The sequence below is a fragment of the Shewanella sp. 10N.286.51.B7 genome, assembly GCF_002873615.1.
GTDB lineage: Bacteria > Pseudomonadota > Gammaproteobacteria > Enterobacterales > Shewanellaceae > Shewanella > Shewanella electrodiphila.
Window position 1 is genome coordinate 213126 of the sequence record NZ_MCUF01000024.1, and the last position, 13950, is coordinate 227075.

General features: G+C 36.1%; 14 protein-coding genes. 3 read left to right on the forward strand and 11 right to left on the reverse strand.

The window, feature by feature from the left end; genetic code table 11:
* Positions 1 to 32: 32 nt before the first annotated feature.
* Positions 33 to 779 (reverse strand): hypothetical protein, encoded by a 747-nt coding sequence (locus BCU84_RS06885; RefSeq protein WP_102527335.1) that lies wholly within the window; start codon positions 777 to 779, stop codon positions 33 to 35.
* A 294-nt stretch (positions 780 to 1073) separates the two neighbouring features.
* Here BCU84_RS06885 and BCU84_RS06890 point away from each other — a divergent pair, with 294 nt between their 5' ends.
* Positions 1074 to 2054 carry a hypothetical protein gene (locus BCU84_RS06890; RefSeq protein WP_102527336.1) on the forward strand — a complete coding sequence of 327 codons (981 nt, stop codon included), beginning with the start codon at positions 1074 to 1076 and terminating at the stop codon, positions 2052 to 2054.
* Positions 2055 to 2259: 205 nt separating this feature from the next.
* Here the strand turns inward: BCU84_RS06890 and BCU84_RS06895 are convergent, their stop codons facing one another.
* Positions 2260 to 3378, reverse strand: coding sequence for an acyltransferase (locus BCU84_RS06895; protein ID WP_102527337.1), 1119 nt, complete (start codon positions 3376 to 3378; stop codon positions 2260 to 2262).
* Positions 3379 to 3934: 556 nt separating this feature from the next.
* Between BCU84_RS06895 and BCU84_RS06900 the strand changes: the two genes are divergently transcribed.
* Together BCU84_RS06900 and BCU84_RS06905 are read left to right on the forward strand one after the other, a co-directional pair.
* Positions 3935 to 4567 carry a hypothetical protein gene (locus tag BCU84_RS06900; protein ID WP_241906373.1) on the forward strand — a complete coding sequence of 211 codons (633 nt, stop codon included), beginning with the start codon at positions 3935 to 3937 and terminating at the stop codon, positions 4565 to 4567.
* A 138-nt stretch (positions 4568 to 4705) separates the two neighbouring features.
* Complete coding sequence (locus tag BCU84_RS06905) at positions 4706 to 5026, forward strand: glutaredoxin domain-containing protein (RefSeq protein ID WP_102527338.1); 321 nt, start codon at positions 4706 to 4708, stop codon at positions 5024 to 5026.
* Here BCU84_RS06905 and BCU84_RS20810 read toward each other — a convergent pair.
* The 9 genes from BCU84_RS20810 to BCU84_RS06950 form a co-directional block, all read right to left on the reverse strand.
* Complete coding sequence (locus BCU84_RS20810) at positions 5023 to 5274, reverse strand: hypothetical protein (protein WP_198589541.1); 252 nt, start codon at positions 5272 to 5274, stop codon at positions 5023 to 5025. The two genes, BCU84_RS06905 and BCU84_RS20810, sit on opposite strands and share 4 nt — an antisense overlap.
* A gap of 289 nt (positions 5275 to 5563) precedes the next feature.
* Complete coding sequence (locus tag BCU84_RS06915; protein ID WP_102527339.1) at positions 5564 to 5905, reverse strand: cupin domain-containing protein; 342 nt, start codon at positions 5903 to 5905, stop codon at positions 5564 to 5566.
* 125 nt (positions 5906 to 6030) lie between these two features.
* Positions 6031 to 6636, reverse strand: a complete 606-nt coding sequence (locus BCU84_RS06920) for a DUF998 domain-containing protein (RefSeq protein ID WP_102527340.1) — start codon at positions 6634 to 6636, stop codon at positions 6031 to 6033.
* Positions 6637 to 6724: 88 nt separating this feature from the next.
* The gene (locus tag BCU84_RS06925) at positions 6725 to 7165 is read right to left on the reverse strand and encodes a UPF0158 family protein (protein WP_102527341.1); all 441 of its coding nucleotides are present in this window, start codon (positions 7163 to 7165) and stop codon (positions 6725 to 6727) included.
* 260 nt (positions 7166 to 7425) lie between these two features.
* Positions 7426 to 8487, reverse strand: a complete 1062-nt coding sequence (locus BCU84_RS06930; protein WP_102527342.1) for a serine hydrolase domain-containing protein — start codon at positions 8485 to 8487, stop codon at positions 7426 to 7428.
* A gap of 247 nt (positions 8488 to 8734) precedes the next feature.
* Entirely contained in the window at positions 8735 to 9259 is a 525-nt protein-coding gene (locus BCU84_RS06935) for a hypothetical protein (protein WP_102527343.1), read from the reverse strand.
* Positions 9260 to 9302: 43 nt separating this feature from the next.
* Positions 9303 to 9728 carry a hypothetical protein gene (locus BCU84_RS06940; RefSeq protein WP_102527344.1) on the reverse strand — a complete coding sequence of 142 codons (426 nt, stop codon included), beginning with the start codon at positions 9726 to 9728 and terminating at the stop codon, positions 9303 to 9305.
* A gap of 99 nt (positions 9729 to 9827) precedes the next feature.
* Positions 9828 to 10373: a hypothetical protein gene (locus BCU84_RS06945; RefSeq protein ID WP_241906374.1), complete on the reverse strand. Its 546-nt coding sequence runs from the start codon at positions 10371 to 10373 to the stop codon at positions 9828 to 9830.
* A 790-nt stretch (positions 10374 to 11163) separates the two neighbouring features.
* Entirely contained in the window at positions 11164 to 13878 is a 2715-nt protein-coding gene (locus BCU84_RS06950) for a DUF1566 domain-containing protein (protein ID WP_102527345.1), read from the reverse strand.
* Positions 13879 to 13950: the final 72 nt, after the last annotated feature.

Sequence of the window (13950 nt, forward strand, 5' to 3'; positions counted from 1 at the left end):
TACTGAAATGATTTACTGATTAGCAGATAACGTTAGAACCAAACTTCTTCTATGGCATCAGCAATAACCGGCGCAAAGTTACCTAAGATATTACTGTGACCACCGGTGTAAATAGCAAAGCTATTATCAATAGGTTCTAACGATTCATCTAAGGTTAACATATAGGTTAATGATGGAAACAGAACCGTCGTAATGTCATCCATTACTTCAGCACCAGCAACTAATGTATAGTCGTCATTTGATAATTCAGAATATGTGGTTTCATATAACTCATCAGTTGAGACTTCTTCAATCTCACTTACATTAGTCAATAAAACAGGATTATCACTATCACTTGCTAATGAAAGTGATGTGGTTTCGTAACCTTCAGGCTCAGACCATGTATAGCTATAACCATCGCTTTGAATATATTGGCGAGTATTCTCAAAATACACTTTTGATGCAGAGTCATCGGTCGCTAAATGAAATACAACACGGCTATTATTATAGCTACGGGCATTATCTTTATTGATAACCGCTTGTTCCATTGAATATTCAATTTTCACTTCTCGGACGTCGTTGTCATTGACTGTATTAATGCAATGGGTGTCGATTTTTTTAGTGGCCACACATAAACGATTAATGACCGCATCAGACAAGCCTAATTGGCGTGCCTGATCTTTAAAACCCGAATCTATCTTAGCGTCAGGAACAATGGGTTTAGGGTGAATAATATCATCGAGTAAATCACAGCCACTAACACTGACACATAACACACCAAAAACGATCAATTGTTTCATTTAGATTCTCATTAGATAGCACACTTATAAATGTTATTGTGTCAAAAAATAATTAAAATCAGTAGCTTTAATTTTATGGTTTAGCAAAAAGTGGGGAGATTACAGATGTGCTAACGAAAAATTTAAACAGAATGTGCCTATTTTTACAGATTATTTACCCTAAATAGCAATTAGGTAATATGTCCTGCTACCTTTTAATACAGAGAATCTAATCTCTCATAATAAGATGTTTTGTTGTATTTACAGTTTAAGACTAATCTATAAACAGAATGATGATTAACAAGGATAAGTTACATGACCTTTAATCCCCTTAAAATAACTACACTTTCATCAATATCTTTATTAGCTATGGTAAGTGTTAATTTATCTGCAGCTTCTTTAAGTGGTCTCAGTCAATACAAAGGCTCAGGAAGTATTACCCAAGGCTTAGCTAAAACAATTGAACCGAATATTTTTGACTGTAAAAGCGGGCGCAGTCGCATGGCTGGTATTGGAGAAATTTCCGATTCAAAAGGTAAAGTATGGACTGTTCCTGCTACAAACCACTTTACTACAGCTCCAAAAGCAATCGATTTATATGAGCAATGTGCAGGCATCACTCACAGCAGTATTGCTGATGTCAATCAAGCTGATGTGCCACTCGTTGTTGTTGACCCTGATGGGGAAGAAATTACTGGCTATATTTTTGCTGACAATTATTTTGAGCTATATATCAACGGCAAAATGATCGCAGTTGATACCGTTCCTTTTACGCCATTTAATTCAAGTCTGGTTAAATTTAAAGTCCGTACACCCTATACGATTGCAATTAAAGTCATTGATTGGGAAGAAAATCTGGGATTGGGAACAGAAAAGAATCGAGGTAAAGCTTATCACCCTGGTGATGGCGGTTTTATAGCAAGTTTTAGTGACGGCACTGTCACTAATGAAGATTGGCAAGCGCAAACTTTTTATACCTCGCCTATTTATGATTTGACTTGTTTAACAGAATCTAAAGGTAAACGTATGTCCAATACATGCAGTACACTAGGGACTGATGAAGGACAAGATGCTTTTGCTGTTCATTGGCAGACACCGAATAACTGGATGACTAAAGAGTTTGATTCAAGTTTGTGGCCACAAGCAACGCTATACACAGAAGATGAAATTGGTGTAAACAATAAAAAAGCGTATATGAACTTTATTGATAAATTTAGTGGTGCTGGCGCCAGTTTTATTTGGTCAACGAATGTAGTACTCGATAACGAAGTATTATTAAGATACACAGTAAAATAATACGCTTAGGTTATTTTTAATCATACCCACAAGGAGTGAAATGATGCTCCTTGTGGTACCGTTAATGAATTCATCAGGCACATTCCAACGTTGAGTTTCAAGCCCCTATCTCAGATAGGTTCTATTGTAAAAAAGCGACTATATCCTTAACACTTTAGTGTTTCGAATCTGTGATAATTTCATACTATCTGCTCAGCTACCTAGGTCATGCACCGATCAATTTTCTCGAGCTATTTGAGAATATTTTTTGAAATATGAGTGTAAGTAAGACACTTGCCAAAATAGAGCCAACTAAACTAGCGAGCCCATATAAACCTATTTCGAATGTATTTCTGTCAGTTATTAGCCAATTTTGAACTACATAAATAATCCAGCCCATAAAAAATACATGTAAAAAATAAACTGAAAACGCCATATCACCTAACACAGTCACCAACGATAAGAATGAGATTTGCTTTGGTGTCTTTGCAGATTTAGGTTTTTCTGTTGCTAAATACAACCCAACTAACACAACACCTGTAATAATCAATTTTTGCAAATAGATTAATGACTGCCTAACAGAAAACCAACCAGTATCGTAAAAGTCGAAAAAATAACTAGCGACAATCGCTACACTTAACACCACTAATAACAATAATAAGCTTTTGATGTGTAGATTAATCAAATCTAAAATTCGCTTGAAATGACAGCCGAAGAATAAGCCTGTTGCGTAGGCTCCAGCAAAATAAAAAAACGTTTGTAACTTAATAAAGTCAGGAAATGGACTACGTGAAATGACCAAAGGTATCAGCATAATGGTCAATGTAAGCCATTTATATTGAGGATTGCTAACCAATTGCCATAACAATGGCGTTAATAGATATAGCACCATTAACACGGGGATATACCACAAATGAATTGACGCTTTTCCTAACAACAAACTGATGAAAAATTCATTTTGAGGCATTTCGCTTTGCCACCCCCCATAAAACGAAAAGTAAAATAACGATACTGCAATATAGGGTAAAATTACATGTAATAACTTTTTTTCATAAAACTGTTTCCAGGAGCGTTTTGCTAATACCATGCTAAATAGCACTCCAGAGATAAGTGCAAAATAAAGCGTTGAGCCATGAAACAACATTTCAGTTATCGAAAAAAGAACCTTAAGTCCTATCGAGTCTAACGACCCTGTCCAAAAAATCATAAATGACCAAGCATGTGCGCCAACAATTGCAATAATGGCTAAACCTCTAAACAAATGTAGAGGCAGATTAAAGCTTGTCTTAGTTTGGCTGTGTTTATTAAGTGCTAGTTGGTTGAATATTCTGTATAGCTTTGGCATGTTTTTATCTTAATTAGCAATCCCTTAACTTACTAAGCTAGCGACTGTACTAATAATATTCAATTACATACGATTGCAGGTAATTTCTTTTATACCCCTATTTATTTTTTATCAGTGAGCTAACAACATTATTCCGTTCATCAGGGCTTCTTTTTTAAGGATTCAGGGATGATCAGCTAATGCGACTTGAGGGGTAATATGGTGGAAATTAATGCTGGTAAAACACTAGTATGAAATTTTATTATGTTGCCTAGTTATTATTAATTTCAGCTATTTTTCTCAAATACCTTAAAGGCTCAATGATAAACTTCCACAATGAGACAATGTATCTCAGCCGAATTTGAACACTGTCACCCTTAACACTGTCATCTTTATTACTGCCATCTTGAATACTGCCATATTGAATACTGTCACTCATCTGATTTAATTGTACTTTTAACTAATTCTGCGACATTTAGTTAGGTTAAATTTACCAAGACACACTTGTCACAAGCTATTAACATAGGTAGCATCGAGCCATAAAAATATTCAATTATGCACAATAGGATTTCCCAACATGGAAAGTGGTATCCCGCCAAATTCTCAAGTAAATGATCAAGTAATCAACCAAACAGAGACTGAGCAAAGGTTAGCTACCAGAGAACAGCAAATTGACAACCTCATCGTTCAACAATTGGCTAAAAAACCTTGGTATCAGAATCCTGAAATGATTGTTGCTTTTTCTGCATTAGTCATTGGCATTGTGACCACTTTTACCTCGATTTATTCGGCAGCAATCGATCGCGCATACGCTAGAGCTTCAGTTTGGCCCAGTGTTGAAATAGCTAGAGGCTATGGTTACGATTCATTTAGATATATTGTTTCTAACAATGGTACAGGACCAGCGGTCATCAAGTACGCTAAGGTAACACACGATAAAAAATATCTATCCCAATGGAGAGATATCAATGTATTCGAAGAGGTTACGCAATCTCACATAGGAAAAACGGTGTTATCTGCGCAAAAGACGATCACGCCAGTGCTGTACAAAGGTAATAAAGTTGATGATATTTTAAAAGTGGATAATTTAATTTCGATAGAGCTTTGCTACTGCTCTATTTACGACGAATGCTGGATTGTGAATCGTGATAATAATCCCATGCCAATTGAGCAATGTGTGATTGATGATAAGCACAAGTTTTTACAATAATGAACTCAACTCATTCATCTGAGTAAATAAAAACTCATCGAATTAAATTTAACATAAAAATTGATAATAACTTATTGTCAGATTCAATGACGCTAAGTTATTTCTCTAAACCACTCATTACTCCACGGAAGGTGTAAATTGAAAAAGTTATTCGTTTTAATCGTTCTTTATGCGTTATATCAAAATTGGGATGCCATAACCAATAACACGAACAAGCCCACTTTTGCAGCCGACAATGTCGTTGTGATGTACTCAACGGACTGGTGCGGTTACTGCAAGAATGCACGTCAGTTCTTTAATGACAATAACATCGCGTTTGCTGATTATGATATTGAAAAGTCTTATGATGCTAATGAGCGCTATGAAGCATTAGGTGGGCAAGCGATTCCCCTCTTACAAGTCAATGGCGTGATTATCCGTGGGTTTCAACCTCGTAAGATTGTTGCTTCATTGCATTAAGCCTTGCTAGATGCTTGTACTTGCAATAACGCTATGATTTCATCCGTTACTTGAATCATATTCTTCTGAATATTTTCGGATAGTAATTTTAGGTTATTAAAATCTGGTTTATTGATTATTACAGCCTCAATAATTGAATATTGAGGCATTTCACTGTTCTTTTTATTCCACTTTGTTGATTTTAACCAGTTCCAGTATTCTTTTTGAACTGGAATAGTATTTCCTAAAAGCCAAACCTCGAATCTCATTTCTAAGTGATTTAACACAAGAGCAAATTTTAAATTTTTACGCTTTAAAAATCATTGGTGTAATAAAAATATGTGAAATCCATGTAGCCATGGCGAATTTTTGTAAAAGAGTATTGGTGTTCTAAATCTTTTACTAGTTCCGTTCTGGTGTTCATTACAAATTTCACCAACTCGTTATACGCAACTAATATATCGCCTTTGCGCAGCTCTTTATGATAAAGAGTCACAATGTCATTCAAGTTTTTCATTATAACCTTCCCACTTACACCTGCACTGATACCTAGCCTCATTATATTTCAATTCGGTCACCATGACTCGGTGGCGTCGAAGTGACTGTAAAGACTAAATCAAGATCGTGTTGGTTGCTCAATTGATGTCTTGAACCTGCAGGAATATGTATCCCCTCATTTGGGGATAACCTAAAAGTTTCCCCCTCAAGTTCCATGGTTCCAATACCGGATAATATAAAAAAGAATTGCTCAGCTTTAACATGGAAATGGCGAGACTCGGCACAACCCGCAGGAACTCTTTCCTGGATTACACTTAAGCTATCTGATTTTACAAGGTGCCAACCATCACATTGATTGCCCCAAGTATAATGTTCAGCTGATTGATGACTAATGACGGTCAAGCGTGCTCCTTAAAATAAAACGCTACGTTAAACGGAGCAATAATCGAAAAATTATTATGAAATAAATGATGAGAAAAAGAACAGTCACAGTAGATTTTTGGATTAATGACCATGTTAATTCACAATTACACCAATCCTAATGAAAAACAACTTAACCACATGAGTTGAATACCATAAGACATACGTTGATGAATGCCAGGGTTACTTTGAGATTTTACGGCTTTTGCCATAGCGAATAGATAATAAATAGCAGCGATAACAGAAACAACTGAAAAAATACGGAAATATAGAGGGATAATTATTGTTGTTGGACTTATAGCAACTAAGACTGGTGCTACAACTAACGAAAGTAACATAATGAAACCGGCCCAAGAATGTACCTTACAATTAAAAGTTGGATTCTTAGTAAATGGATCAGCGTCCATAGGAAAGTAACCTGCAATCCAAGTACCAATGCCATGAACTATTACCAACCCACCAGCCACATTAACTAAGATTGATACATTTGAGAGTTGCGCCAGGTACCAACCGAAAAAGCAAAATAGAAAACCAAGAGGATAATTGTTGATTATGGGAGACAATTTTTCTGTTGGGCTACCAGTTGCCCCTAATTCACTGCAAAATTGTTTAGAATGATTGTAACCATCGTAAAATCTGCTTACTACGTATACACCCATGAAAATCCAAACTGTTGCAATTAACCCTGAATAGATCGCAATACTTTCAAACACCACTAAAACCCTTTTTGTAAACTTACGCGCGTTAAGAGCACGAAATAAAGTAAACTAAACACCTAAAGATTCTAAAAAAATCAGATACTTACCTGTTGATTGACAGTTTATTAGCTGATATTTGTGTAACACCTTGTTCTGCGCACCATTCTTGTAGTGCTTCCTCAGTACGTTTTGATTCATATTTATACCATTCTTCAATTTTATCAGCGCTCTCTAGTAACGTTTTGAACTTTGCATAAGCACCTTTACGATTAAAGATTGAACGTACATTTTCATATTCTGTAGGTAAGTGTTCTAGCGTAAAATCGAAAGCGAGATTATTACCAAGGTTTAATTCTGTTTTATGAGGGATTGCCAAGTATTTTTCATCATTAATATCGGCTGGTAATTCTTCTTCATTATCACCAAACTCAGAATAAAAATATGTTTTACCTGATTCTTTACAAATGTAGCCCTCATGATCAAAAGGAGCACCAAAATTGACGAGTTCAAATAGATCTAAAACGTCGCTAAATTTTATATTCATGCTGACCTCTGATGTGTAATTTAGTAGCTAACACCCTGTTAATTTGTAAAAAATGTTTGCAAAAAATAGCAACCAAGAAGAAAACAAACTGTGATTTATCAATTAGAATCAGTTGTTAACTTATTATGTTTTTCACGTTAGAGTAACTTCCAAGTTCCTGCTCATAAGTCACAACAGTCCATCCCATCTTTCTAGATTATCTGCTTATGTTATTCAAATGACGCTCTACTTCTTTGCAAGCTATCTGCACCAAGTGCTATTTATTTTAGTTCAAAGGTTAGAGTACGAATTGGAAATTTCCGAACGTTTGCCAGAATAATTACAGTAAGTTGGTCATCTGTATAACGATGTAAATTTGATGAAAAGCCATCCATTGAACCACCGTGACGGGTTAATTTACCAAGTATATTATGCTTGCTACTTCGTTGATATTCTCTGATTCTAAAACCATAACCGTAATAACCAAAAGCTTTACTCTCCCCATTGAATATCAAGTCGAGACTTTGTTGTGATAAAAAGCTTGTCGTATAGAGAGCTTGCTCCCACTTTAATAAGTCTTCTACGGTTGAGTAAATATCACCTGAACCGAGGGCATAGGAAACAATATTTTCATCTCTATTGATACCAAACACACTTTTTCGATAACCATTAGCACGGTTTTTGGGTGGATTAGCAATACGTTCAACACCAGATTGCTGCATATTTAATGGCGCAAAAACTAGAGCTTGCATTGCCTCTGCGTAGTTTTTTCCCGTAATATTTTCAATGATGATTGCAGCAAGGTGATAATTTAGGTTTCCGTATTCGTATTGTGTTCCAGCTTCGAATGATTGTTCTGATGTGTTGATAATATTGAGGATTTCACTAGACGTGATATCTTTTTCTTCAAAGCTTGCAAGGTGCTCTAAGTGGCGAGTAAATCCAGATTGATGTTTCAGTAAGTGGTGCAAGCTAACACCGCTCGCCAGTTTACTATCAAGTTTTGGAATATATGTGGTAATAGGAACATGTAAATCAAGTTTGTTTTGTTCTACCAAACGCATTACAGCAACTGCGGTTAATGATTTAGTCATTGAGCCAATAAGAAACTGATGGCGCGTTGTATTTGGCATTTCTTTTTCGATATCTGCATAGCCGTATGCTTTCTTAAATAGGATTTTACCTTGTTTAGCTACAAGAACAGCACCTTGAAAATTATCCTCTTCAACATAATACTCAATACGCTGATTTAGTTTATCGCTAACTGTCATGAGTGTTTTTCCGTAAGCCAAAGATTGTAAAAAGAGCATTAATACAATACTAATAACAACTGATTTAATCATAGTACTTCCTTTTGAGCTGGTTATGTTTTGCTGCTTACGATACGACAAGTAATCTTGCATCACTGCAAGGAATTTAAGATGTAGCTAATTCAATTAATATGATTTATTCACAAATATATACTTATAAATAAGGCTGGTTAAAACCTTATGCCACATGAAGATGCTAAAAATAGTTGGTTCCAAAGTTCAGAGGGATGAAGCCTAATCCACTGTTTTTAAGCTGTTTTAATAACTTTCTGCATTACATTTACAAAAGGGCTTCTCTATAACTGCTATCGAAGTTAGCAAGCAACTTACTTAGGTATTTTAAATTTATTTTATTTGGTTTAAATCCAGAGTTTATCTGAATATTATCGATATGCTTTTTTAAGCTCTGTTCATCTTTTGACCAAAAAGCTATATTCCCCAACACAAAGTCATTCCAATGCATTGGAAACTTAGATAAGTCTTCGTTGTCGATTAAAACACTTTTTGCGTGTGTGATTGCTTGTTCATAATTTCCAGCAAAGCCCTCCATTTGAGCAAGGTGCCAGATTAAAGCATTCTCTTTTGAATTATTATGTTTGATGAAGGCTTTAATTAAACTTGCTGCTTCAGCATAACAACCTGACGCTTCTAACAACCTAAAACCTGAATCATTTGTTTGATCAAATTTCTGATAAGTTAAATTCAAATCTGCTTCGAGTCTATCAGCAAGTTCAGATTTACAATCAGCGAGAACTGAATTAGAAAAAGTAAGTAATAGAATTGCTAGTGAAACGCCAATCTTCATTGTGATACTCCTTTTAAACAACTTGGTCTGTGTTTGATTGCTGTTAAACCTCGTTTGAGATAATTTTTACTTTTTCTTTTTTTACTTTATGTGACAAACGAAGACCATAGATAATTGAAGCTATGCCAAGCAGTGATATCATTAGTGCTTGTTGAGATCCTGCAAAGAATGACCATACTCCTGGAATTAAAATAATTACACCAATGGCATAGAAAATAGTTGGTCCTATTAAGCGTTTAGACTTTTTAGAATGCCCCTTATATAAGGCATCTTTTCCAAAGCTTATAAAAGAGCTTCCAAATAGTATTAACACGACCATCGCACCAATAACAAAACTATCATCTTCTTTCCACATCATTCCTTCCAACAGTCTGCCAATAACAAGCCAGAAAGCACTGACGACAGAACCAGTACCAATAATAAAAAATGGTATAGCTATTATTACCCTTGAAGTTTTTAACTTATTCATTTAATCCCCGTTATAAAACAGAACTAATAACTCTTCACATATGGAGCAGATGCTTGCTAGTTACTATTTTTTGTTTAATTTCCCCAAAAAATATTTTAGCTACCAGTTTTCACTGTATTTTTTATTAGCTTCAAATGCTTCCATTTCTAACGGTGCTTTATCGTATTCGTATTTCGACATATCGGAAAAATGCTGGCTTACTACTATATCCAAGCTGGCTCTTTCTATTTGTAGTACATGAACCAATTCATGAGCTAGTCTCGTCCTATTTAACTCAAAGTCTTTACGAGCGTATATTGAATAACCGAAGACTTGAGCATTGTTTATTATTCCTTCACCAACAATCCCAACCCCTTCACCAAAAACCTTTAATGCGAAGTTTTCATAAGGGAAAGGTACTTCATTAACATAAACAATTCTTACTTTTTCTGGATGTACGATTCCAATTTCAGCTGCGAGCAACAACTCTTTTTTATCTAAGGAGACGCCTATTTCCTGCCCTTTTCGATCTACCTCATATGCCCAGTCTATATACTGAGGCAACAATACACTGGTTATAATTTTTTCATAAGAAAGGACAATAACAATGGCTACAGTTATAAACATTAAAGTTATGATTTTAAGTATTTTCATTTTATTAAACATTCTTTCTCTTATTTGATATTGATCTTCCGCTTTCCTATATGTAACTTGTATTATAATTCCCTTATATTCAATTATTTAAAACTAATACATGCGGAACTTAAATTAGCATGCCGACTAACAGGCTTATTAGCATAATTCCGAAAAACATCCTTAGCTATTCAACGCAATATATATCGCTAATATGCCTAAATCATCAATATTTTTAGTAAGTTATCAGCTTAGTAACCTTGAAACAATTATCCTTTTGGGTAGATAAAACAGAAAATAAATTTTAACGAGAATCTTTATTCTCGATAAAAAATCCGCAGAGTTTTTAAATTGCGCTACATATCAATACGTTAAGTTCTCATAATCTAAAATCGAGAATTTTATTGATTACATAACGAGAAATAAAATGGCGCAAATTTAAAGAAATAAATGATACCTGCGTGAATACACAGGCATTAAAGCTAATGAGAGATTGAGTGTGTTAATGAATATTTTGTGCTGCTTCTCTTTTAGTACATTATTTTACAATGGCGAGTTAGGTAAAGCTGTTTACATGATGGAGACAGACAAATTTAATACTCCGTCTGTTCCATGTTGTAGAAGTAAGTGACTGTGACTACCCTTGCCTATATCGACATAATCACGTATTCAAGCCTGTTAAACTTAAGCCTCTGCTATATGAAAACAATATAGGTTGTTGTTAGTTATTAGTTATTAGTTATTAGAATTTTTTAAAGCTGTCTTTAAGATTGCACCAAGAGCTTTTATAAAGAGCAAATTGCAAGCGTCATTGACAGTGTAATTAGTTTAATTGACTTAAACCTTCATAGCTTGATTCATATCTTACTGCTCTGAACACTTCTGAGCCTACGTTATATTCCCACGTAATATTGAAGTTGTTGTCGTACTCAAATAAACGGCCTTCTGTCCCTTCACAAACGAGCGTATTACCATTGGTTAATCTTTGTGCACCTGAAATTCGCGATGCATAAAACTCACCAGTCACACCTTCGCTATAACTGCTGAGCATTTCACCTTCAGTACAATCATTTTCTGCTGAACAAAACTCATCGACTGATGAATAATCGCCTTCGGGTCTGTTAGTCCCATTATTGAAGACTAAGATATTGCCTGCCCCAGCAAGCCCTTCATCAATCCATTGTGCGTCATGCTGTACAAACAATGTTTGTTCACCTGTACTCTCATATGCAGCAGGATTACCAATACGTGAAACGATTCCTTGAGTTGAATCTTGATGGTTTACAATCCAGTATTCATTAAAGTTATGCACGCTTAACAAAATTTGATCTGTATCCACGTTGTAATCTACCGAATTAATATGGGTCCAGTCTGAAGCGCCGGCACCATTAAAGTAATTAAGGTTAATTTTGTCACTGTGCGCCGCTATGTCTGAAACAAAAGTATCGCTAATTTCTTCATCAACATTTTGCACGATATGATCCCAAACACTCCAACGCCAGACTGTATCTCCATCAATACAAGGATTACTGCTACTAGCACGGCAGATTTCATATACCGCACCAGCCCATAGTGAATCATCAGCGACTTGTGTTCGCCCTAGTGCTAGGGCTTCCTCTGCAGTTTTTGCTTCCCAAACTATGGCAAGGATATTGCCATTGGGTAACACTTCTACATCGTGATGACTTAAATATTGATCAGTTGACAGACTAGTACTCCATACTGGATTACTGTCCCAATCCAGTATTTCGATAATCCCACCTGTTCCGCCCGCCATGTCAGCAAAAACAGGATCGATATTATCGCTAGTACCAGTGCGTAATAACGTGCCATCTTCTAAAAGGTAGACTGATAAACCAGGGCGGTAATTACTTTGCCAACTATGAACAGTTTCACCAAGTTCATTTATAAGGTAAGTTTCGGTAGATTTTAACGGTGAGAATAAAGTGAACTGCTGGGTATCAGTGCTATTGGATTCGATATCTCGAACACAACGGACTTTATTATTACTCCGTAAGATATCACCCTGAGGCCCTTTATAATAAAACACCCCGTCTGTTCCTTGTGCTGATGTTGCGCCAGGTTCACTAGCAACATCAAGTTTATCGTTACTTCGTTGTGAGCCTGCGCCATGAACATCTAAAATCGTACTTTGCATGTAACCTAAAGCTCGACCAAATGACACGTAGACTGCATTACTGCCGTCTCCGTCGTTATCAACGTGTGTCGTTGACGCCCAGTAGTAGCCCCAATCAATAACACCTTCTTCATTCACAAACGAGGTACTATTAAATATGCTGTTTATAGCTGCCTGGTTTTGGGTATCTGGCGAAACAGTGTAATCAACAATACTTTGTAGTTCTTTTGCATTAGGCAGACGCCAATCAGTTTGGCTTGCTGTTGTAGCTGTTTGGCACTGTTGTACTGCATCATCCCAATTGTTCGAGTCAGTGTCGTTTTGCTGCCACATTAAGCCTGTTGCATTATCACTCACTGTTTTATTGTTATTATCAAAAAATTGATTAACGCCATAGTCTGTATTACCAGCAACACAGCGAACATAATATTCTTTTGTATCAGTCGGGTAGCCTTTAATTCTTCCGTCAACATAGTTAACACCAAACATGGTTGGGTCGCCAAACATCGTGTTGCTGACATAAAGTGTGGTTGATGCATATTGACCATCAATGATGCGATCATTCTCGGAATTTAAATCCCCAAATGCCCAATCAAAAACAGGATCGATAAAAGGGACAAGCGTTGATGTATCTGTACCTTGATAGTTACTCGCATCTTTACCACTGAATAGAATAAGTGAATATGCTTCTTTTACGCTGGGCAAACGCCAGTCTTCTCGGTCTGCAAAATCGAGCGCTTCGCAATATTCAACGGCTTCATTTTGATATAATTTGTCATCGTAATTTACCAGGCCGTCTGCATTAATATCGGTGCTTTGTAACCAAATTAAGCCAGTCACATTATCGGTAACGGTTGTGCCATCATTACTGAGTGTATAACTCGGTTGATTTCCCGAAATATCAGCATCGTAGCCGCTGCCTTCACATGTTTCAGCTTGGCCTGTTGATGAGTCATAACAAATGATTTGATTGGTATCTACTATGGTATAAGTGTTTTCTGCACTGGTGGATGAACTGCTTATAATGACCGTAGCAGCCTCACTATTATCAGTGCCATCGTTGACTGTAAGTGAAATAACATAATCACCATCGGTATCCGCTATAAAATTGGGTGTTGAACTCGACGCATCAGATAAACTTACGATGCCGCTAGGGGCAGAAGTGATGATCCAGTTGTAGGTTAACGTGTCACCATCTGGATCTGTACTAGCACTTGCATCAAGGGTAACCAACTCTCCAGTCGTTACCATTTGATCATCGCCAGGGTTCGCAATAGGAATCGTGTTATTCGGTAATTCTACAGCGGCAGAATCAGAATCTCCTGAACCACAGCCAATAAGAGAGAATGAAAAAAATATCATCACAAGTGACAGATTTATCTCTCTAACTTTACTATGCATCTTTATACTTATTATCTGAGTTATTGTAATTAAATTATACACATACGCATGTAAACAATAATGAGTAACATG

What these genes read in the sequence shown, in the direction of transcription:
- BCU84_RS06885 (WP_102527335.1), bottom strand. Translation starts at nt 779, where the DNA reads ATGAAACAATTGATCGTTTTTGGTGTGTTATGTGTCAGTGTTAGTGGC.
- BCU84_RS06890 (WP_102527336.1), top strand. Translation starts at nt 1,074, where the DNA reads ATGACCTTTAATCCCCTTAAAATAACTACACTTTCATCAATATCTTTA.
- BCU84_RS06895 (WP_102527337.1), bottom strand. Translation starts at nt 3,378, where the DNA reads ATGCCAAAGCTATACAGAATATTCAACCAACTAGCACTTAATAAACAC.
- BCU84_RS06900 (WP_241906373.1), top strand. Translation starts at nt 3,935, where the DNA reads ATGGAAAGTGGTATCCCGCCAAATTCTCAAGTAAATGATCAAGTAATC.
- BCU84_RS20810 (WP_198589541.1), bottom strand. Translation starts at nt 5,274, where the DNA reads ATGAGATTCGAGGTTTGGCTTTTAGGAAATACTATTCCAGTTCAAAAA.
- BCU84_RS06925 (WP_102527341.1), bottom strand. Translation starts at nt 7,165, where the DNA reads ATGAATATAAAATTTAGCGACGTTTTAGATCTATTTGAACTCGTCAAT.
- BCU84_RS06930 (WP_102527342.1), bottom strand. Translation starts at nt 8,487, where the DNA reads ATGATTAAATCAGTTGTTATTAGTATTGTATTAATGCTCTTTTTACAA.
- BCU84_RS06935 (WP_102527343.1), bottom strand. Translation starts at nt 9,259, where the DNA reads ATGAAGATTGGCGTTTCACTAGCAATTCTATTACTTACTTTTTCTAAT.
- BCU84_RS06940 (WP_102527344.1), bottom strand. Translation starts at nt 9,728, where the DNA reads ATGAATAAGTTAAAAACTTCAAGGGTAATAATAGCTATACCATTTTTT.
- BCU84_RS06945 (WP_241906374.1), bottom strand. Translation starts at nt 10,373, where the DNA reads ATGTTTAATAAAATGAAAATACTTAAAATCATAACTTTAATGTTTATA.
- BCU84_RS06950 (WP_102527345.1), bottom strand. Translation starts at nt 13,878, where the DNA reads ATGCATAGTAAAGTTAGAGAGATAAATCTGTCACTTGTGATGATATTT.